Consider the following 21,463-nt stretch of genomic DNA (forward strand, 5'->3'; position numbering starts at 1 on the left):
GCTATAATCACTTATCCATTTGGCAAGATGGATACAAAAAGTAAAAACCTTTATAGTAAGCTAAAAGCTCGGTCTCTTTTTGAGGCTGAGCTTTTTTTTTGGCTATTTGGTTGGGGTGCGTGGGAGGAGCTTACCATAAAGGAGTCCATAATGCTGGAACTTCTAAATTTCTGCATTGCGATACTTGCCATATTGCTTACCTTATTTCGTGAAGAAATTAGGAAATGGTTAAGGTTAAAGTAATTGCCGTTTTTTACTTTGTCGCAAGGACTTGCCACCCTTGCGATTTTTAAATGTATTTCTCTCATTCTAGCTTCCTTAATGCACTTTCACTTTGCTTAAGACTTCTAGGGTTTGTATATATCCTTTCTCTCCTTGCAGAGTTGAAAGTAATCTGACTTTATAGCCTTTTTTCAATAATCGTTCTGCTTCCTCATTGACACTAAGTGTCAATTTAGCCATAGTTGGCTCACTTATATGCTTCATGTATAGAAAATGGTATTCTTTGTTTTTAAACATTGTTTCTCCTTAATTTTGTGATTATTGCCTCAACAAGTATTGAATGCATTTCATCTTGCACATACCATATCCCTCATTACTTCATTAACACCACTTAATATTCCGATAGTCTCTGCAAAATCATCAATTTTCCCACATTGGTGTTTAATTTTCTCTCCACTACTTAGAGGACAACGATTATTTAAACATTCTTTAATAGCAGTCTTGGTTGTGGTATTAGAATTTGTAGTTTTACTAAAAACCTCTATTAGCATAAGCATAAAAGATAAGATAATTAAACATAGAATAAAAATAGAAAGTATGGGTTTGGTGTTAATCTTGTTTTCTTTAAAAATGCTCCTTAAGGTATTTAATGCTTTATTTGGCAATATTTTACTACTCACCCATTTCCTCCATTGCTATAATCTTTTTAATAGCCTCACCAACTTCTAATCCCTTATCGGTTAATTCTTTTATCTTTGCCTTATCTTTTGGGTCTGTTGTTGTTAAATAATAAAAGAATCTATCCATTACAAGTCTATAAGGAATTTTTATTTCTCAGGTGTAAGTGGGATAACCCTAGCTCACACATTACTATTTAGGATTGTTAGGAGATTTGCTTGTCTTTTTCATCATAGACAGAGAACAAACCTTTGTCATTAAGTTCGGCATACACAATAGCCATATTTACTCCTTGTAATGTTTTAGCCCTCTCAAATTATACCCTCCCCCTATCTCTCTTATAAAATACTTAAATAAAGCTGAATTTTTAAAGTCTCTTAAATGGTTAATAATAAGGTTACTTTTGTAACAAAATTCCAAATTTTATGCTTAAAAAGCTCTATTTAAGTCTAATAAAAGAGGGGGGGGGGGCAAAATAAAAGAGATTTAGATAAGGAATCTAGCCTTATCTAAAATTATGATTTTTAGGAGTTATGAATGGAGGAAGTTGCCATAATTAGCGCAAAAAGAACCGCCATTGGGTCTTTTTTAGGAAGTTTAAAAAATACAAATGCCATAGATTTAGCCTCTGTGGTTTGCAAAGAAATTTTAAAAGAATCTAACCTTCAAGCAGAGTTTGTAGAAGAGCTTATTTTAGGGCAGATTCTTCAAGCTGGGCTTGGGCAAAATCCTGCTAGACAAATTGCCCTTAAAGCAGGAATGGGGACAAAAGCGGGGGCTTATGTAGTCAATAAGCTCTGTGGGTCTGGGTTAAAAGCTATTGCCCTAGCTGCACAAAGCATTATGCTAGGAGAGGCAGAAATTATCCTTGCAGGAGGAGTTGAGAATATGTCTTTATCCCCCTTTTTACTAGAAAATGTCCGCAATGGCTATAGAATGGGTGATAGAAACCTTATAGATAGTATGTTAAAAGATGCTCTAACTTGTTCGATAAATAACTACCATATGGGGATAACGGCTGAAAATCTAGCTAAGCAATATAAAATCTCAAGGAAAGAACAAGACGAATTTGCCCTCCTCTCCCAACAAAAAGCAACAAAAGCCATAAAAGAGGGCAAATTTAAAGAAGAAATTGTGCCAATCACCTTACAAAATAAAGGAGAAGCAAGAGTTTTTGATACAGATGAATTTGTCAAAAAAGACTTAGAGCTACAATCCCTCTCCTCCCTTAAACCTGTCTTTAGTAAAGAAGGTAGCGTAACAAGTGGAAACTCCTCTGGGATTAATGATGGAGCAGCTTTTGTCTTGCTTACTACTAAAGCAAAGGCTAAAGAGCTTAATCTCCCGATATTAGCTACTCTCAAAGCCTTTGCTAGTATCGGAGTAGAACCTAGTATTATGGGTATTGGCGCGGCAATGGCTGCTAAAAAAGTCTTAGAAAAAACAAAAATGCAGATTAATGATATGGACTTAATCGAATCTAATGAAGCTTTTGCAGCACAAAGCCTAGCTTGCCTAAAAGAGTTTCAACCAAAGCTTGATAGGGTCAATGTCAATGGGGGTGCTATTGCCTTAGGACATCCTGTTGGTGCAAGTGGAGCTAGGATTGTAGTAACACTCTTACAAGCAATGAAAAGGCAAAACAAACAATGGGGATTAGCCACATTATGTGTAGGTGGAGGAGCTGGAATTGCAGCTATTTTTGAAAGGAGTGGGCAATGAAAATAATCTCTGCAAAAGAAGCCGCAGACTTGATAAAAGAAGGGGATTCTGTAATGCTAGGTGGTTTTATGGGTTGTGGTAGTGCCATCTCTTGTATAGATGCCCTCGTAGAAAAAGGGACAAAAAACCTTACACTCATAGGGAATGATACCGCTAGAGAGGACTTTAGCTATGGCAAACTCATTAGGAATAAACAAATCAAAAAAGCCATCACCACACATATTGGAACCAATAAGGAAACAGGCAGACAAATGAGTGATGGAGAGCTTGAAGTTATCCTTGTCCCTCAAGGAACACTAGCTGAACGCATTAGAGCTAGTCGCTCTGGGCTTGGTGGTGTGCTTGTTACTACAGGATTAGGCACAGAAGTAGCTCAAGGCAAACAAATCATTAATGTAGATGGTAAAGATTATTTGCTAGAACGTCCTTTACGTGCTGATATTGCACTCATTTATGCAACCTATGCGGATAAATACGGAAATCTTGCTTATGATGGCACAACAAGGAACTTCAATGTGCTTATGGCTATGGCGGCAGATTTAGTTATCGTAGAAATAGAAGAAATGCTTGATACACCGCTTAATCCTAATAATGTCGTAGTACCGGGTATTGCAATAGATTATATCGTGCAACATAAGGAATAGAAATGCAAAAAGAACAAATAATAGAAATTATTGCTAAAAGGGTAGCAAAGGAATTTAAAGATGGAGATTTAGTCAATCTCGGCATTGGAATGCCAACGCAAGTGAGTAACTATATCCCAGAAGGCATTAACATCTACTTACAATCTGAAAATGGTATGCTAAAAATGGGTCCAACTCCCAAGAAAGAGCAAGAAAATAGCCGAATCACTACTGCAGGAGGTGCTCCATCAAGCATATTAGAAGGGGGTATGTTTTTTGATTCTGCTTTTAGCTTTAGTCTTATTCGTGGCGGATTTGTGGATATTACCGTGCTTGGTGCTTTAGAAGTTGATAGTGAAGGCAATCTTGCCAACTGGATAATCCCAGGTAAGCTAGTGCCGGGAATGGGTGGGGCTATGGATTTAGTCAATGGTGTAAAAAAAGTCATTATTATGATGGAGCATACTGATAAATATGGCAAAAGTAAGCTTAAAAAACAATGCATACTTCCGCTAACGGGGGCAAGATGTGTAGATTTACTGGTTACAGAGCTTGGAATCTTTAGCTTTAAAGAGGGTAAATGCAAACTTATGGAACTTCAACCCAATGTAAGCTTAGAGGAGATTAAGTCAAAAACTGAAGCAGATTTTGAAATTTGCCTAAATTAAAGGAGATCTTATGGAAAAAGTAGCCATTATTACCGGTTCTGCAAGTGGAATAGGATTTAGTATCGCAGAGGCTTTTTATCAAAAGGAGTATAAGGTTGTTTTCTCTGATATTCACAACAAAGCCTTACAAGATTGCACTGATAAATTCGATAAAACCAAATGCCTTGGAATCCCCTGTGATGTTAGCAAGGAAGAGGATATTAAACATTTAATCCAAACAACCAAAAATCACTTTGGCAGGATTGATGTTTTTATCAACAATGCAGGTTTGCAATATGTTGCAAACCTTGAAGATTTTCCTACTGATAAATTTGTCCAAATGCTAAATGTTATGTTAGTTGGCACATTCCTTAGCACAAAATATGTCTTACCCCTTATGAAAGCACAAAACTTTGGGAGAATCCTTAATATGTCCTCTATCAATGGGCTAATAGGATTTGCTGGAAAAGCTGCTTATAATAGTGCAAAACACGGAATTATAGGTTTGACAAAAGTTACCGCCTTAGAATGTGCGACCTATAATATCACCGCCAATGCCATTTGTCCAGGATATATTGATACGCCACTCGTTAGAGGACAAATGCAAGATTTAGCCAATACAAGGGGTGTAAGTGCGGAAAATGTCCTTAATGAAGTCCTCTACCCCCTAATCCCTCAAAAACAACTTATTGATACTAAGGATATTGCCGCTTTAGCGTTATTTTTAAGCTCTAATGAAGCCAAACACATAACAGGTGCTAATCTAGTAATTGATGCTGGATATACCGCACAATAAGGGAGATTAAATGTTAGGGATTATACTAGGATTAATTGTTTTAATGCTCTTAGCCTATCTTGGTTGGTCTATTATTTGGGTGGCCCCTATAGCGGCTGGGATTGTAGCTTTAGGAGGAGGATTAGATTTATTAGATTCTTATACTAATGTCTATATGAATGGTTTTGTAAGCTTTGCTAAATCCTGGTTTCCTGTCTTTATGCTTGGAGCTATATTTGGAAAGCTTATGCAAGTTACTAATATGGCAACTTCTGTATCTTTAATGATAGGTAAATTACTCGGAGAAAAAAGAGCGATTTTAGGGGTAATTCTCTCTTGTGCGGTGCTTACCTTTGGGGGAGTTAGTCTTTTTGTTGTAGTATTTGCAGTATATCCTTTAGCATTAGGGCTTTTTAAAGCTGCTAATATTTCAAGAAGACTAATACCCGCTACCCTAGCATTAGGTTCTTTTACTTTCACAATGGCAGCACTTCCGGGAAGCCCACAGATTCAAAACCTTATTCCTATAAAATACTTTGATACAACTGCTATGGCAGCACCCATTACTGGGATAGTAGCAAGTTTGATTATGTTTTTAGGAGGATATTTCTACTTAAAATATAGGGAAAACACTTTAAGGATTAATGGGGAGGGTTATTTAGAGCCAAAAGAAACTTACAAAGAGCAAAACAAGAATAAAATTCCTAACTTTTTACTCTCTTTAGTCCCCTTATTTTGCGTGGTTATCTTACTCAATATTTTTGACTTTAATATCATTAATGCTTTACTTTGTGGAATTATTCTAATCTTAATACTCAATATAACCCATTTTAAAAGATTCATTCCTGCTATTAATGAGGGAGCTTCTGGGTCTGTGGTTGCCATTATTAATACAAGTGCAGCTGTGGGATTTGGCTCTGTGGTAAAAAATGTGCCGGGTTTTCAAAGTTTAATTGATTTGCTCTTAAGCATCAAAGGAAGCCCTTTAATTTCTGAAGCCATAGCGGTTAATCTCCTAGCAGGTGCCACAGGATCTGCAAGTGGAGGGCTTGGCATAGCTTTAGAAGCTTTGGCAGATAAATACAAAGAAATAGCCCTCAATCAATCCATACCCTTAGAACTTTTTCACAGGATTGCTTCTATCTCCTCTGGTGGGCTTGACGCACTTCCTCATAATGGTGCTGTTTTAACACTACTTGCTATTACAGGGCTTAGCCATAAACAAAGCTATCTTGATATTTGTGTTGTTGCTGTGATAATCCCCATTGTCGCTTTAATAGTAGGGATTATTTTAGCAACTTTTGGAATCTATTAAAGGAGTTTGCAATGTTTCTTTTAAGAAAATTTACACAAGGCTGTGTTTTTCTTGCTGCAAAATGTTTGCCTGATTCTTTTGTTTTAGTGATTTTGCTTTCTTTAATTGTTTTTTGTCTAGGAATATTTACAACAGGACAAAGTCCGCTAGAGATGATTAATCATTGGGGAAATGGTGCTTGGAATCTTCTTGGCTTTTCTATGCAAATGGCTTTAGTCTTAGTCTTAGGACAAGCCCTAGCAAGTGCCTCTATTATTCAAAACATGCTCACAAAAATTAGTAAAATCCCACAAAGCAAAAGTGCAAGCATTATGTTAGTTTGCTTTTTAAGCCTAATAGCAAACTGGATTAATTGGGGATTTGGACTTGTTATTTCTGCTATTTTTGCTAAAGAAATTGCTAAAAATGTCAAGGGGGTGGATTATAGACTTTTAATTGCAAGTGCGTATTCGGGATTTGTCATCTGGCATAGCGGATTAAGTGGCTCTATACCATTAACTTTAGCAAGTGGAGGGGATTCTCTAAGCAAAACCACACAAGGATTACTCACAGAGGCAATCCCCACTTCACTCACCATATTTTCAAGCTATAATCTCATTATTACCGCTGTGATTATCATCTTTTTACCCCTACTCCTTAGCCTTATACACCCTGATTCTAAAAATATCCTAGAAATTGATAAAAAGCTCTTAGTAGAAAATGAGGAAAAAGAAATAATCTCACACAAAAGTGATCATACAATTGCTTCATTTTTGGAGCAAAGCCCTATCCTAACTGCCTTAATATCTTGCTTTGGTCTAGCTTATATTATTATGTATTTTTACAAGGGTGGGAGTTTGAATTTAAATATTATTAACCTTATTTTTTTATTCTTAGGGATTTTACTCCATAAAACGCCTATTTCCTATATCAAAGCCATTAATAAAGCCGCAAAAAGCGCCGCTGGGATTATTTTACAATTCCCTTTTTATGCAGGGATTATGGGCATGATGAATGGTGCTTTACAAGGCGGAGAATCCTTAGTAACCTTGCTCTCTGTGAGCTTTACAAATTTTGCTAATGCGGATAATTTTGCCTTTCTTAGCTTTTTAAGTGCGGGAATAGTCAATATCTTTGTCCCAAGTGGGGGAGGACAATGGGCAGTTCAAGCCCCTATTATGTTAAGTGCTGGAGCAACTTTAGGCGTTAAACCTGAAGTTATTGCGATGGCTATTGCGTGGGGAGATGCTTGGACAAATATGATTCAACCCTTTTGGGCGTTACCTGCTTTAGCCATTGCTGGGCTTGGAGCAAAAGATATTATGGGGTATTGTATAATAACTTTATTATTTGTAGGCTGTGTCGTATCTTTAGGATTCTTATTTTTAACTTAAAATTCCTGTATCCATTGCGTTTTAGACTGCATTTTTTAAAAGGGAACTAGAAATACTCCCTAATTCCTTTATTTGACAATAGATTAATTAAATAATAAAATCCTAAAATTCTCTTGATAATAAAGCCCCATTTCATCATAAAATCTGTATAATCTATCTTCATTATTTACCATCAGCCAAGGAATATAAATTTCAGGGAAAATTATGTTTGATAAAATTGCTTATTGTTATTTTAATGCAGATTATGAAAAAGCTTTGAGTTTAAGTGAAAACTTTTTACAAGATAATGCAAAATTTGCTCTTAAATACGCAATGCTCTCTTCTTTTAAGCTATCACTCTTTGATAGATCTTTATATTATGCCAAGGAGCTTTTTATGCTTGACCCTACAAGCTTTAATGCCCTTATACTTGCTTCTAGCTATACTAAAAATCAAATGTTTGATGAAGCATTAGATTTATTGCAACAATCTTTAGCAAAAGATGATGATTTAAGGGATGAAATTAGCCTAGAATTAGCCTTTCTTTATAAATCAACCAATAGGCTAGAAGAGGCGGAAAGCACCTTTAGAGATTTGATTCAAAGAGATTTATATAATTTAGACCTATGGAAGCATTATGTGGAAGTTTATTTTATGCACGATTTTCAGAAAGCGTTGTTAGCACACGAAGAGCTTTGCAGTTTTATATATAGTATGATTGAAGACTTAAAAAAGGGCTTACTAACCAAACAAGTAACAACTCCCATTCAATCAAATTTACAAGATAGACTTTCAAATAGCACCAAGGAAAATCTTGATATTATAAAAATACAAGACTTCCTAAATACTAAAATTTTACCCCAAAAAGCCTACTTGCTTTTTAAGCTTCTTAAAATACCCGAATCTTTAGAGCTTTTCCAATCTTTATCACAGACTAACCAAAATCACGCACAATTTTGGCAAAACTATGCAAAAGTCTTAGAATTTAGCGGTAATTATCAAGGAGCTTATGATGCTTATCAAAACGCTTTAAACTTACACCACCACGCAACTTATGAATTTGATTTAGCCTACCTATTAATGAGAATGGGAGTAAGTGAAAATTTTGAGGAGGGTAAAAAACTCTATGAAAGCCGATTATTTTACGCACATAATGAAACTTTTTCTACTTTTCACTATAATGAAAGCATAAAGGCTTTTAATAATTCTGGCGTGGATGCTTTTAGGGATAAAGAAGTTTTAGTCTTTTGTGAGCAAGGCTTTGGAGATACTATTATGTATTGCAGATGTTTAGAGAAACTTTGCAAAATTGCTTCAAAAGTCCTTTTTGCTCCACAAAGTGCTATGTATGAAATGTTTAAAAATCAAGTAGAGCTTTTAAATAAAAAAAATGCTTTTAAAAACTTAAAAGTGCTACAAGATTTCCCCACAAGCTTTGATTATGCGCTGCCTATTTGTTCTTTACCCCTACTTATTGATATTAAATTTGATGAAATACCCAAATTAAAAACCCCTATAATACCACTAAAAAAACCCCAAAATAAAAAGAAAAAAATAGGAATTTATTATTTCACCCCTAATGCTGTAAATTCTGATGTCTCTAGAAATTTTGAATTTGAATTTTTATTTTCTGCTTTAGAGGGATTAGATTGCAAACTTGTCTCTTTCCAAATGGGAATAAATGAAAATCTACCAAAGGGCATAGAAAATAGGGCTAAAAAGATAGAACATTGGGATGATACTTTAAAAAATCTAGCAGATATTGATTGTATGATAAGTATTGATAGTGCTATTACGCATTTAACCTTAGCTTTAGATATACCAACTATAGTTCTCCTACACCCTCGATTTGATTGGCGTTGGGGGAAATTTGAAGACCCTAAAAGTTATTTTTGGCAAAAAGCAAAATGTTTCATCCTTAAAGAAGACACCAAAAAGGATTTAAAGCCATTAGTTGAAAAAACACTAGGGATAACAGATTAATAAGTAGTTTGCAAATATTTTCTATCTAGGTATATATGATATTAAATTTTATGGGATTGGGGTTTAGAGATATATGATACAGGAATAAATCTTAGGGGGGAATCTCTAAGTTTTAGAGGGATTTTCTTAAGCTTAGGGGCTTTTAGCTTTTCTATACGACTATGCAAACACCCTAAGAACCCTTAAGAGATTCTTAAATTTGAGAGCTTAAAGGTTTGTTATGATAAACCCTTAACCCTACGCCATTTTTTCAAACAAACTCACATCCCCATTACGCACTTGTGTGCGGATAGAATCAATCACAGAAATTAACCCTTTATCCACTTCTAAAAGATTGTTGTTAGAAGTATCACTTTCATCTAAAGAGCTTTTAAAGACTCTTTGTAAATCTTCTTTATTAACTCCTATTGCTTCACTAATAACCTTAAAAGAATTTGCATCTACTTGCTTTTGTAAATCTTGCATTTCTTTCTCATTAAGATTATCTTTTTGTGTAAGATTAGTTAGTGATTTTTTCTCCTCCGCATTGAGGGCATTCATATCGCCTCCATTATTTTTAAGTGTTTGCAAAGCTTTTTGCTGTGTTTGAATCTCTTGTAGGGATTTTTCACCCTCTAAAGTCTCTCCCTTTTCTCGCTTTTCCATTAGTCGTTTTCTATATTCTTCCATCATTTTTTTGATATTATCGGTTAGTTTCTTATTATTTTCAAACATTTTATTCATCATATCCGTAATAAATTCTCCAGAAAAATCATCCGCTAATATATCATCCATCACACTATCCATAATATTGCCAAACCCATCTAGACCATTTCCCATAGCTCTTTGAATCGCTTTCATTGTCCATTGTTTAGCCTCCTCTTCGCTCTGGTATTCCCCAAGCCTCTCTAAGTTTCCATCAAGATTTTTATCTTTAGCTAAGATAGCATTAAGGGCATCTTGGATAGTCCCAAAAGAGTTGTCTCCCCCTTTTATATAACTAATGAGGGCTTCATCCACAGCAGTTGTTCCATCAAATACCCCTGTAGAACCAGCCCCTGTTTTTAAAGCATCCTTTTCTTTGCCACTAATAACGCCATCTTTGTTAGAATCTGCTTCTAAATAACCTTGCTTATAGGCAATATCCCCAAACCAACCACTTACAAAAGACTCGGCTTTGCCATTTAAACGAATAGTCCCATCTTTTCGTTCATAAAAGTCCTCACTTCCAAAAGCTCCTTTAAGTTTTTTAAGATTAGCTTCATCTAAGCTTAAAGCAACCCTTTGCTTGGTTTTTGGATCATCAAATAGCACAACACTACCATTTCCACTCCCTAAAGGCTTATCACTGACTAAAAACTTATTTTCCCCTACTAAGGCAGCTGCATTATTTAGGTTCTTCACCCTATCCCTCTCCTCCTCTGCAGCTAAATCCGCTTGGTTTCTGTTATTAATATCTGTTTTCATCGCCGAAAAAACACTACCATTTTAAAAGCCTAAAATTTGTTACCATTTTTTCTCCTTTTTAAAATTTCATTTTTAAGATTTCAAGATAGACAAGTCTATCTTGAAGTTATCTAGCTCCTTAAAACTTAAGCACCTATTATTCTCTTAATTTACCATCTTAGTTTTAGTTTCACAGGAACATAAATAGAAGGTCTATTTTCCTTTATGGCTTGTTGGTGATAAATCCAACGCAATCGCTCGTTTGCATACCAAACACCAAGATTCATCCTTTCTTCTATTTCAACATTTTGCTGATTTTTCCCCTGATAACCATTATTATTGCTTTGTGCGGCAAAGAGAGGAATGCAAGATTAATACTAAAAGTAAAACTTTATTCTTAATGCTTTTCATAAAAGCCTCCTTTTTAAAAATAATTTGCCTCTTTTAGGGCATATAGTTTATATCGACAATTTCTTTAAAAAAGTAAAATTTTTAAAACCCATATCTTTAATTTTTAATGCAATATTACTTTTTGTAACTCAAGATTAAAAAGATATTTTTCCTCATAACATCTATGAATCTGCTATAATCCAACTTTTATTTTATAAAAAGCTCTACAAGGATGAATAATGATTGATTTAGGTATAGAGTTAAGCAATTCTACATTAATTACTTCAAAAACAGACCTGCAAGGAAGGATCACCTATTGCAATAAAGATTTTATACAATATAGTGGCTTTAGCGAACAAGAAGTGTTTGGCAAACCCCACAATATAGTAAGGCATCAGGATATGCCTCGTGTAGTATTCAAGACATTATGGAAATATATTAGAAATGGTGAAGAAGTCTTTGCCTTTGTCAAAAATAAAACCAAAGACAAACAATATTATTGGGTGCTTGCTAATGTAACTCCCTCTTTAGATGCTAATAACAACACCATTGGGTATTATTCTGTGCGTAGGAAGCCTAATCCTAAGGCTATTGAAAAAATTATTCCTTTATATGCTGCTATGGTAGCCGCAGAAAAAACCTCACTTGAAGCTAGTGAAGCCCTACTTAACACCATACTTAATGAGCAAAATTTACCCTATAATGAATGGATATTTTCTATGCAAGAAAATCTTGCATAATGAAAGAGTGGCTTATGAAACTATCAAACAATATACTTTTTATGCTTATAATATTGGGCTTTGCATTAGATATATATTTTAATTCTTTTAGTCTTGTTAGCATCATACTTATATGCATTACTATTGTATATTCTATACAACTCTACAAACAAAGCAATGATGAGATTCTTTTGAAAAAACTTTTAAACATTACAGGTGAATATGCTTTAGGTAAATTTGAAAAACGTATTACACATATCAAAGGAAGAAAGGATATTGTGCAAATTTGCGAACAAATCAACGATATTATCGATCATTTAGAAGCATTTTTGCGGGAAATAAAAAGTGCCATTGAATGTTCCAAAGAGGGTAAATTTTATCGCAAAGCCCTAAGCGGTGGATTAAACACAACCTTTTCTCAAAATATTAAAGGAATTAATAATGCCTTAAATGCCATTGAACACAATGCTAAAGATTCTATAGACAATGCGCTCTCTAAGAACCTTATGAATCTTAGCCTAAAAAGCCAAAACAATAACCTTGAAAAGATTTCACATACTTTAAATGAAGATATTACTTATATGAAAAAAGTAGATTCCAATATCCGTGATATTCGTTACACCGCTATTGATAGTCGCAATGATATAAGCAATCTCACACAATCTATCAATGAGCTTTTATTACTCATTCAAGACAATAACCACTCTATTCAAGATTTAACAAACAAATCCCAAGACATTGGCAATATCCTTAATCTTATTAATGATATTGCCGGACAAACCAACCTCTTAGCACTTAATGCCGCTATTGAAGCAGCAAGGGCTGGAGAACACGGAAGAGGCTTTGCGGTGGTTGCTGATGAAGTGAGGAAATTAGCAGAAAAAACGCAAAAATCTATCAATGAGATTGCCCTATCTATCCAAAATATGCAACAAGAAGTAAGTAGCATTCAAGAGGGGAGCAATAAGGTAAGCACTATTACCTCTACTTTAGAATCTAAGTTAGAGAATTTCAATATTGCTTTTAATAAAATGGAGCAAAATAGTGCTTCACTGGATACAATTTTTGCAGAACTTTCTACTAAACTTATTTTATCAGTAACAAACTTAGATCATATCTTATTTAAATCTAATCTTTATCTTTGCCTTAATACACGAGAGAAAAATGAAAATCTCCACACTCTCCACCCCATCTCTCACCTACTAGAAGATAAAGATACGCAAAATATAATCTACAAGTTCCTGCCACACAATGAAGCACAAGCTTTATCTAAAACACTCCATCAAGAAATGTTAGACGCGACTACTTTTATAGGGGAGGAGATTACACTTAGCAATTCAAAAGAAACTATTGAGCATGTAAAATCCCTAGAAGATACCTCACAAATACTTCTTGCTAAACTTACTTCTTAGTGAAGTTTAAGATTTGTATTCAACACAAATAATACAAATCTTATAAGCTAACAAAACTTTTACAAACTTATTTTCTCTCTCATCCACAACAATGTATCCCCTTTAATGCTTCTAAAAAGGCTTATTGTCTCTTTTGCTATATTTTATAATTATTGTCTCACTTCAAGCGTTAAAATATAAACTTTGGAATTAACCCTATTAATTAATAGCCATAGTTTTTTGCTTCAGCCACTCTTTAGCCCTGCCCTCTAGTTTATCCCCAAGCTTTTGGAATACTTGTTTATGGTAATTATTAAGCCAATTTTTCTCCTCATCATTAAGCAAAGCTACCTCTATACAAGACTTTTCAAAAGGGCAAAGCGTAAGGGTCTCAAAACAAAGAAATTCACCAAATTGTGTTTCTTTTGGTTGTTGCACGGGTTTATTAACCACAAGGTTTTCTAATCTCACTCCCCACTGATTAGGACGATAAATACCGGGTTCTATGGAGCTTACCATACCTACTTTAGCTTTGGTTTTCTCTAAAGGTGGAGAGAAGTAAGAAATAACTTGTGGTCCCTCATGCACATTTAAAAAATACCCAACACCATGTCCAGTGCCGTGCATATAATCTAGTTGCTCTCTCCATAATGCCATTCGCGCTATGGAATCTAATAATGGCATAGCGATACCTAAAGGAAAAATGGCACAAGAGAGGGCGATATGAGCCTTTAACACAAGGGTATAATCCCTCTTTTGTGCTTGAGTGATATTACCAATAGGGACAACCCTTGTAATATCTGTCGTCCCATTGGTATATTGTGCGCCAGAATCAATGAGCAACAAACCATCGCCTTGTATAAAAGAAAATTGCTCTTTTGTAGCACGATAATGAGGCTGTGCTCCATTAGCATTAAACCCAGCTATCGTAGCAAAACTATCGGAAATATAATTTTCACGCTCTAAGCGGAACTCTCTAAGCTTCTCATCAATATCTAATTCACTAATTCTTTGCCCCTCCTCTAAAGCATCCTCTAACCACATATAAAACTTACATAAGGCAATACCATCTTGTATCATTGCAACTTGTATTTGCTCTAATTCTTGCTCACTCTTAGAAGCCTTTAATCGACAACTAGGATTAAGGGATTCAATAATTTCATTGTGTTGTTTTAAAATATCCGCTAAAGCAGCAGTTGTTTTTGTGGAATCAATTAATATTTTTTGATTTTTGATGCTCTCTAAAAAAGATTCAATTTGGCAATAAGGCTTGATTGTAAAGCCATCCTTATACAGATTTTCTAATACTTCTTGAGGGATTTTTTCTTTATCAACAAATAAAATCACTTCTTCCTTGCTAATAATAAGATAAGATAAAAATACAGGATTATAAGAAACATCACTCCCCCTTAAGTTACAAACCCAAGCAATATCATCTAAAGTAGAGATGCAATGATAAGTAGCTTTTAAATCTTGCATCTCTTGCCTTAAACGTTGAATCTTCTCTATTCTATTATGCGGGGATTGTATATGTTCATAGATAGGATTAAGAGGTAAGGGAGGTCTTTTCTCCCATAAAAGAGTAAGAAAATCTTTATTGAGTAATGTAATCTTTTTATCTTGTAATTGTGATTGTAAATCTTTTTTCATTGATAAGGGCAAAACCCTATAATCTGTAGCTAATTTAGAATATTCCCCCAAATTCGCTTTAAGCCATTTTATGGGGGTGTTATGGGAATCTTGTTTTTGCAATTGTAAGGAAGTATCTTGAAGTTCTTTTTGTGCTTGTAGCCAATACCTCCCATCTGTCCAAAGCCCCGCATAATCTTGTGTTATAAGAATACTTCCAGCACTTCCGCTAAAACCGCCTATCCATTCTCTACTTTTCCAATAATCTGGAATATATTCTGATAAATGCGGATCTGATGTTAAAATCAAATAAGCATCAATAGAATCATTTTTCATTAATTGCTGCAAAGCTTTAATTCTTGTTGCATAAATATTCATTAATTCCCTTTCTTTATATTTCTTAAATAAATACAACTATACCAAAATTATGTCCCAAAAAATTTTAATACAATAGCAAAACTTTCATTAGATATTTACAATTGATTTACTATTTAATGCAAGAATTCCAGACTAAATTTTATTACTTTAAGGATAACAATATGAGATATTTAATGTTTTTGTTATGTTGTTTAAGCTTAGGTGTTGCTTATGCTGATATTAATCTTTATGGTCCTGGTGGTCCTCACACGGCATTAAAAGAAGCTGCAGCTAAATTCACGGAAAAGACAGGCATAAGAGTCAATGTTAATTTTGGACCTCAAGCGACTTGGTTTGAAAAAGCAAAAAATGATGCAGATATTTTATTTGGAGCTTCTGATCAATCGGCTCTTGCAATAGCAACGGACTTTGGAGGTAGTTTTAATGTCAATAAAATCAAACCCCTTTATTTAAGAGAAGCCATTATCTTAACACAAAAAGGCAACCCTTTAAAAATTAAAAGTCTTAAAGACTTAGCCAACAAACAAGTAAGAATAGTAGTTCCAGAAGGATCAGGAAAAAGTAATACTTCAGGAACAGGTGTTTGGGAAGATATGATAGGCAGAACTCAAGATATTAAAACTATTCAAAAATTTAGAAATAATATCGTAGCTTTTGTCCCAAATAGTGGTAGTGCAAAAAAACTATTTGTAGAAGATAAAGCAGATGCTTGGATTACTTGGAGTGACTGGGCAAAGAGCAATCCAAACTTAGGAACTGCTGTAGCAATAGAAAAAGACTTGGTTATATATAGAACCCTAAATGTTGTAGCTAAAGAAAATTCCCCTAAAGAAGTTTATGATTTTATTAATTTCCTAAGCACTAAAGAATCTAAAAGCATTTTTGCTAAATATGGCTGGAGAGAATAATATTCTCTCTAATATTCTTTATAATGTTTTCAAACACATTAAAAAGCTAATTCTTAATAACACTTCAAAAAACATAATATTTAGGATATAGCATTTACCTCTAAACATTAACATTAAACAAAAAATCTATAATCCACTTTTATATACTTGTATTAACTTTAGATAAATTTTTGTATAAAAGCTCAAAAATACAAAAATCTTAAAAATTTCTAGGATAGCTTTTAAAAACTTTTTGGGTTTTATAAAAGGGGTTTTAAAACTAACAAAATATTAACCTTTAAACCTATTTTCTCCCATCTTCCAATATTTCATAACCTCCATTAGGCTTCATTTCTAAAACCACAAAGGGAAGTCCTTGCAAATTCAACTCTTGCATAAAAAAATCAGGATCATTTTGTTCCATATTCCACACACCAGCCCCCTTATTAGAATCTATTCCTTGATTTTCTCCACCCTTTGGCATATCACTATTATCTGCATTATTAGTAAGCTTTATTTGATTAATCCCCCATTTCCCCTCTACAATAAGTTTAGCCCCAATCATCGCAGGTACACCTGTAGTATAGCTCACACCTTGTGCATTAACTTCCCTATAACACTCCTTATGGTCGCAAATATTATAAATATAAAGAGTGCGTTCCTTGCCATTTTTTCTGCCCTTTATATAACAACCAATATGCGTTTTACCCTCCGTCCTACTAGCAAGACTTGCTGGATTAGGCAAAAGTGTTTTTAACACTTGAATAGGGATGATTTTGTTACCATTATGTTCTACCTCATCTACTCTTAAAAGCCCAACATTTTCTAAGCATTTCATATGCGTAAGATAAGATTCCCCAAAAGTCATAAAAAAGCGGATTTTTTGCAAACCCTTGATATTGCGAATAAGGGATTCTAGCTCCTCGTGATAGAGCAAATAACTATTTTTGATACCAACTTCAGGATAATTCCATTCTTTCATTAAAGAAAGCGGTGCAATATCTCTCCATTGCCCCTTGCAATAATCCTCTTGTTTTAAATCTTGGGTATTAGCTTGCAAAGCAAAATGTTTTTCCTCCCTTTCAAACTTGCGGTAAATAGTATCTTCTTTTAAATCAGCATTGTCTGCTAAATCACCCTTAGAGTCCCTAACCCAATAACGCGCCTTAGAGCTTACTTCGCGTAAATTAATCTCTGGATTAAAATTGGTCGCAAACGCATATCCGTGGTCTCCTGCGTTACAATCTAAAATATCAATGCTCTCTATCTCATCAAAATAATGTTTTAGGGCATAAGCACAAAAAACATTCGTAACACCCGGGTCAAATCCACTGCCTAAAAGCCCAAAAATACCCGCTTTTTTAAAAGATTCATCATATGCCCATTGCTCTTTATATTCAAAATGTGCGGAATTGGGATGTTCATAATTTGCAGTATCTAAATAATGGGTTTTTGTCCTTAGGCAAGCTTCCATAATAGTTAAATCTTGGTAAGGTAGGGCTACATTTACTACAAGTTCGGGTTGGTATTTGTTAATGAGGGCAACTAATAATTCTATATTATCGGCATCCACACAATCCACTTCAATCTCACCTAACCCCTTAAGTCGTATAGATTCCGCAATTGCTTGAGCCTTACTAAGTGTGCGAGAGGCTAAAATAATACGCGAGAAAACTCCTCTATTCATCGCCATTTTATGCGCTACCACACCACCAACGCCACCTGCTCCTATTTGTAAAACAACTGCCATATAAAGACCTCTTGATAAAATTTGTTGCAATTTTACAAAAACATTATAAAGATTGCGTAAAATGACTATATCTTAATTTAAATACTTTCTATAGGGGTTTTAATATTTTTAAGAAAAATCTTAGTAAAATACACTTCTTTAAAAAACAAAGGAGGGTATATGCCTCTGGTGAGCATCGTGGGCTTCAAACCCATTTGAGCGGATAGGTGTCTATTTGCTGGAGAGTTCGATTCTCTCACCCTCTCGCCACTTAAATCTAGAGGTGCATTATTAAAACACTACCAAAATTCAATTATAAAATAATACTTATTACATTTTTGATTATTGCTGGGATATTTTCAATATTAGGAAGTTTTGGTTGGCTAGGAAATTTTGGGTATTCTTATGCAAATTTACATTTCAGGCTTTTTGGTTACTTGGGATATATTTGGCTCTTTTCACTTGCTTATTTATGCTCTAAAATCAATTTTCCCTTAAAATTTGATGAACAATTTTTAGAAAAATCCTTAGGCATTGTCTTAATTATTATTGCTCTTTTAACATTACAAAGCCTTTTTCTAGCAGATAGTGGTATGTTTGGGATAGCACTTAATAGCATATTACAACCCCTCATTAAAGCTACTGGAGTCTTTTTATTAAGCTGTATAATTTTATTCTTTGGGATTTTGCTTTTTACACAAAAAAGCTTGCAAGAATTTTATGCTTTTTTTATCAAAGATATTAAAAAAGATTGGCATGCTTTATCAAAAAATCTTCATTTTAAAAATTTTAATTTTTATAAAAAATATCAAAACCTATTCTCATTTCTTAAAAAATCTTTCAACAAAGCACAATCTTCATCTCCCTCTCCTCGTCCTCTAACCCTTGAAGAATTAATGAATAGAAGCTCACAAAACCAAGAAAATTTAAAAGAAAAAGAGGATAAAACCCAAAATACCCCCTATGATCTCCAAATAGCACAAGATACTCAAGAAAATATTGAAGAAGATTCTTTGCCCCCATTAAATACCACTGAAAGTATTGATGAGAATAGAGAGGGAAGCGAATTACTCATTTATGAAAAAGATGAACAAAATCCTAAAGATTTATCATTACAAGAAGAAAAGGATATTGCTTCAAAAATTAAATTAATCCCCATTAAGGATATTCAACAAAAAAACCTACAAAATTTCGTGCATATTGACCCAAAAGAGGCTATGGAGAAATTAAAAAAAATCGAAAAAACACTCTATAAAGAACCACAATCCCAAGAAAATACTTTAAAATTAATCCCAAAATCAGAAATTCAAACCCCACAAACCCTAGAACAACCTCTAGAGATTCCTAAAGAGACTCCCAAAGAACCTAAAAAAATTAAGCCTATTAAGACTTATCCAAAAGACCTCTACGCACCTAAGCCCTTTAGTGCTTATCTAGAAAATAATGATACTCCCACAAAGGAGATTATTCCTGCTATTAACGAAGAATCAACACTCCCTAATACGATTTTTTATTATAGTAAAAAAGACAACCAAACTCCAAAAGAAACGCCACAAAAAGAACATCTACAAACTACAGAAAATTCACAAAACCTTACTTTAAATTCCCCTATATCACAAACAGAAGAATCTAAAGAAAATCGCACAAAAAACCATTTATCTACAACTAACCAAATAGAAACAAAATCTAAAACCTTACAACCTATACCACAAAATCAAACCTATGAAAACCCTAAAGATTATTCTACAAATTTCTTCTCTAACAATGAAATTCCACTTTATGGATTTACCAATATACCATCTCCCCCTCCCTCTTACCAAAATTCCACAACACAAGATTCATTATCTTATTCTATTAATACACAATTACAACCCAAACAAGATAAGATGCAACCTACACCAACAATCCAACAATCCAAAAATATAACTCAAGAAACCTTAAAAGAAACCTTAAAAGAAACTTTGCCACTTAAAGCACCTCAAGTAAAGACCCTAAAAGAAAATGAGGCTTTGCTTCACCAAATGGATTACAATACCTCCCAAGAGATCAAAGAACAAGATTTTATATTGCCAAAATTAGAATTTCTACAACGACCTCAAGAAGAGAGGATTGAAATTGATGAAAGCGAAATTGATAGAAAAATCAATGATTTATTAAGTAAATTACGAATGTTTAAAATTGAAGGCGATATTGTCTGCACTTATTCTGGACCTATTGTAACAACCTTTGAATTCCGACCAAGCCCTAATGTCAAAGTTTCAAGAATTTTAACCCTCCAAGATGATTTAGCAATGGCACTAAGGGCAAAAACTATTAGGATTCAAGCACCTGTTCCGGGTAAAGATGTAGTGGGAATAGAAATCCCTAATAATCAAATCCAAACTATTTATTTAAGAGAGATTTTAGAAAATGATTTATTCCAAAGTTCTACCTCTCCATTAACCTTAGCATTAGGCAAAGATATAGTTGGAAACCCTTTCATTACAGACTTAAAAAAACTTCCCCATTTACTCATTGCAGGAACCACTGGAAGCGGAAAAAGCGTTGGCATTAACGCAATGATCCTCTCTTTACTCTATAAAAATACGCCCGATGAGTTGAAGCTTATTATGATTGACCCTAAAATGCTAGAATTTAGCATTTATAATGATATTCCACACTTATTAACTCCTGTTATCACACAACCCAAAAAAGCTATTATTGCATTAGATAACACCGTTAAAGAAATGGAGAGACGTTATTCGCTAATGAGTGAGGTTAGGACAAAAAATATAGAAGGTTATAATCAAAAAGCTCATATAGAAGGATTTGAACCTTTTCCCTATATTGTTGTTATCATCGATGAATTAGCGGATTTAATGATGAGCGGGGGTAAAGAAGCAGAAATCTCTATTTCTCGTTTAGCGCAAATGGCAAGGGCTAGCGGAATTCACTTAATTGTTGCCACACAAAGACCAAGTGTCGATGTAGTAACAGGGATTATTAAAGCCAATTTACCATCTCGTATTAGCTATAAAGTAGGGCAAAAAATAGATTCTAAAGTAATTTTAGATACCTTTGGGGCTGAATCTCTGCTAGGAAGAGGAGATATGCTATTTACTCCACCAAGTGGGGGAATAGTCCGCCTACACGCACCCTGGAGCACAGAATATGAAATTGAAGAGATTGTAAATTTTATTAAATCCCAAAGAGCTGCTAACTATGATGAAAACTTTATGCCAAGTGAGGATGAATCCTTAGGATTGCGCTATGAAGGAGAGACTGATGAACTCTATGAAGAAGCTAAACGTATTATCTTAAATGATAGAAAAACCTCTATTAGCTATATACAAAGACGTCTAGGAATTGGCTATAATAAAGCAGCAAATATCATTGAACAAATGCAAACAAGAGGCTTTTTAAGTGAGCCAAATGCAAAAGGTGTGCGAGAAATTTTAGAGGAATAGATAAACTAATAAAAATCCCACTTTAAACACTTTCAATATTATAATCACAGCTCTACCTAATATAGAGCATTATCTCATTAAAATCTCAATGCAGCATAAAAAATCCATATTTCAAAAACGCTAAAGCATAGTGGAATCCTTTTTGCTTTTTT

Annotated in this window: 18 protein-coding genes and 1 tRNA gene; 12 read left to right on the forward strand and 7 right to left on the reverse strand. The window is 34.1% G+C overall.

Going from position 1 to position 21,463, the window contains the following annotated elements; all coding sequences use genetic code 11:
* Positions 1–50: 50 nt before the first annotated feature.
* From LS72_RS04590 to LS72_RS11550, 4 genes are read right to left on the reverse strand one after another with little or no spacing between them, the layout of a single operon-like run.
* Positions 51–308 carry a hypothetical protein gene (locus tag LS72_RS04590; RefSeq protein WP_138155110.1) on the reverse strand — a complete coding sequence of 86 codons (258 nt, stop codon included), beginning with the start codon at positions 306–308 and terminating at the stop codon, positions 51–53.
* A gap of 10 nt (positions 309–318) precedes the next feature.
* Positions 319–519: a hypothetical protein gene (locus tag LS72_RS04595; RefSeq protein WP_034555712.1), complete on the reverse strand. Its 201-nt coding sequence runs from the start codon at positions 517–519 to the stop codon at positions 319–321.
* Positions 520–569: 50 nt separating this feature from the next.
* Positions 570–902 (reverse strand): hypothetical protein, encoded by a 333-nt coding sequence (locus tag LS72_RS04600; RefSeq protein ID WP_138155112.1) that lies wholly within the window; start codon positions 900–902, stop codon positions 570–572.
* Entirely contained in the window at positions 895–1,029 is a 135-nt protein-coding gene (locus tag LS72_RS11550) for a hypothetical protein (protein WP_269149275.1), read from the reverse strand. The genes LS72_RS04600 and LS72_RS11550 overlap by 8 nt, the downstream gene beginning before the upstream one ends.
* A gap of 408 nt (positions 1,030–1,437) precedes the next feature.
* Here LS72_RS11550 and LS72_RS04605 point away from each other — a divergent pair, with 408 nt between their 5' ends.
* From LS72_RS04605 to LS72_RS04635, 7 genes are all read left to right on the forward strand, one after another.
* Positions 1,438–2,622, forward strand: coding sequence for an acetyl-CoA C-acetyltransferase (locus tag LS72_RS04605; RefSeq protein ID WP_034553484.1), 1,185 nt, complete (start codon positions 1,438–1,440; stop codon positions 2,620–2,622).
* Positions 2,619–3,266 carry a CoA transferase subunit A gene (locus tag LS72_RS04610; protein ID WP_034553483.1) on the forward strand — a complete coding sequence of 216 codons (648 nt, stop codon included), beginning with the start codon at positions 2,619–2,621 and terminating at the stop codon, positions 3,264–3,266. The genes LS72_RS04605 and LS72_RS04610 overlap by 4 nt, the downstream gene beginning before the upstream one ends.
* A 2-nt stretch (positions 3,267–3,268) precedes the next feature.
* Positions 3,269–3,913 carry a 3-oxoacid CoA-transferase subunit B gene (locus tag LS72_RS04615; RefSeq protein ID WP_034553482.1) on the forward strand — a complete coding sequence of 215 codons (645 nt, stop codon included), beginning with the start codon at positions 3,269–3,271 and terminating at the stop codon, positions 3,911–3,913.
* A gap of 10 nt (positions 3,914–3,923) precedes the next feature.
* On the forward strand, positions 3,924–4,688 hold the full coding sequence (locus LS72_RS04620; RefSeq protein ID WP_034553481.1) for a 3-hydroxybutyrate dehydrogenase: 765 nt from the start codon (positions 3,924–3,926) through the stop codon (positions 4,686–4,688).
* Positions 4,689–4,698: 10 nt separating this feature from the next.
* Positions 4,699–5,982 (forward strand): GntP family permease, encoded by a 1,284-nt coding sequence (locus LS72_RS04625; RefSeq protein ID WP_034553480.1) that lies wholly within the window; start codon positions 4,699–4,701, stop codon positions 5,980–5,982.
* 11 nt (positions 5,983–5,993) lie between these two features.
* Positions 5,994–7,355, forward strand: coding sequence for a TIGR00366 family protein (locus tag LS72_RS04630; protein WP_034553479.1), 1,362 nt, complete (start codon positions 5,994–5,996; stop codon positions 7,353–7,355).
* 204 nt (positions 7,356–7,559) lie between these two features.
* Positions 7,560–9,317: a tetratricopeptide repeat protein gene (locus LS72_RS04635; protein ID WP_034553478.1), complete on the forward strand. Its 1,758-nt coding sequence runs from the start codon at positions 7,560–7,562 to the stop codon at positions 9,315–9,317.
* A 237-nt stretch (positions 9,318–9,554) separates the two neighbouring features.
* On the opposite strand, the gene LS72_RS04640 is transcribed toward LS72_RS04635, so the two are convergent.
* Positions 9,555–10,763, reverse strand: coding sequence for a hypothetical protein (locus tag LS72_RS04640; protein ID WP_034553475.1), 1,209 nt, complete (start codon positions 10,761–10,763; stop codon positions 9,555–9,557).
* A gap of 608 nt (positions 10,764–11,371) precedes the next feature.
* On the opposite strand from LS72_RS04640, the gene LS72_RS04645 reads away from it, so the two are divergent.
* Positions 11,372–11,872, forward strand: coding sequence for a PAS domain-containing protein (locus LS72_RS04645; RefSeq protein ID WP_034553473.1), 501 nt, complete (start codon positions 11,372–11,374; stop codon positions 11,870–11,872).
* Positions 11,873–11,913: 41 nt separating this feature from the next.
* Positions 11,914–13,263, forward strand: a complete 1,350-nt coding sequence (locus LS72_RS11555) for a methyl-accepting chemotaxis protein (protein ID WP_269149276.1) — start codon at positions 11,914–11,916, stop codon at positions 13,261–13,263.
* 198 nt (positions 13,264–13,461) lie between these two features.
* On the opposite strand, the gene LS72_RS04655 is transcribed toward LS72_RS11555, so the two are convergent.
* Positions 13,462–15,249 carry an aminopeptidase P family protein gene (locus LS72_RS04655; RefSeq protein WP_034553469.1) on the reverse strand — a complete coding sequence of 596 codons (1,788 nt, stop codon included), beginning with the start codon at positions 15,247–15,249 and terminating at the stop codon, positions 13,462–13,464.
* 161 nt (positions 15,250–15,410) lie between these two features.
* Between LS72_RS04655 and LS72_RS04660 the strand changes: the two genes are divergently transcribed.
* Positions 15,411–16,157, forward strand: coding sequence for an extracellular solute-binding protein (locus LS72_RS04660; RefSeq protein ID WP_034553467.1), 747 nt, complete (start codon positions 15,411–15,413; stop codon positions 16,155–16,157).
* A gap of 283 nt (positions 16,158–16,440) precedes the next feature.
* Here the strand turns inward: LS72_RS04660 and LS72_RS04665 are convergent, their stop codons facing one another.
* Entirely contained in the window at positions 16,441–17,886 is a 1,446-nt protein-coding gene (locus tag LS72_RS04665; RefSeq protein ID WP_034553465.1) for a saccharopine dehydrogenase family protein, read from the reverse strand.
* A 150-nt stretch (positions 17,887–18,036) separates the two neighbouring features.
* Between LS72_RS04665 and LS72_RS10645 the strand changes: the two genes are divergently transcribed.
* Positions 18,037–18,135: transfer RNA gene (locus LS72_RS10645), tRNA-Sec, on the forward strand.
* A gap of 68 nt (positions 18,136–18,203) precedes the next feature.
* On the forward strand, positions 18,204–21,311 hold the full coding sequence (locus LS72_RS04670) for an FtsK/SpoIIIE family DNA translocase (protein ID WP_238700710.1): 3,108 nt from the start codon (positions 18,204–18,206) through the stop codon (positions 21,309–21,311).
* The last annotated feature ends 152 nt before the right edge of the window (positions 21,312–21,463 follow it).

The sequence above is a fragment of the Helicobacter apodemus genome (genome assembly GCF_000765745.2).
Classification (GTDB): Bacteria; Campylobacterota; Campylobacteria; order Campylobacterales; family Helicobacteraceae; genus Helicobacter_D; species Helicobacter_D apodemus.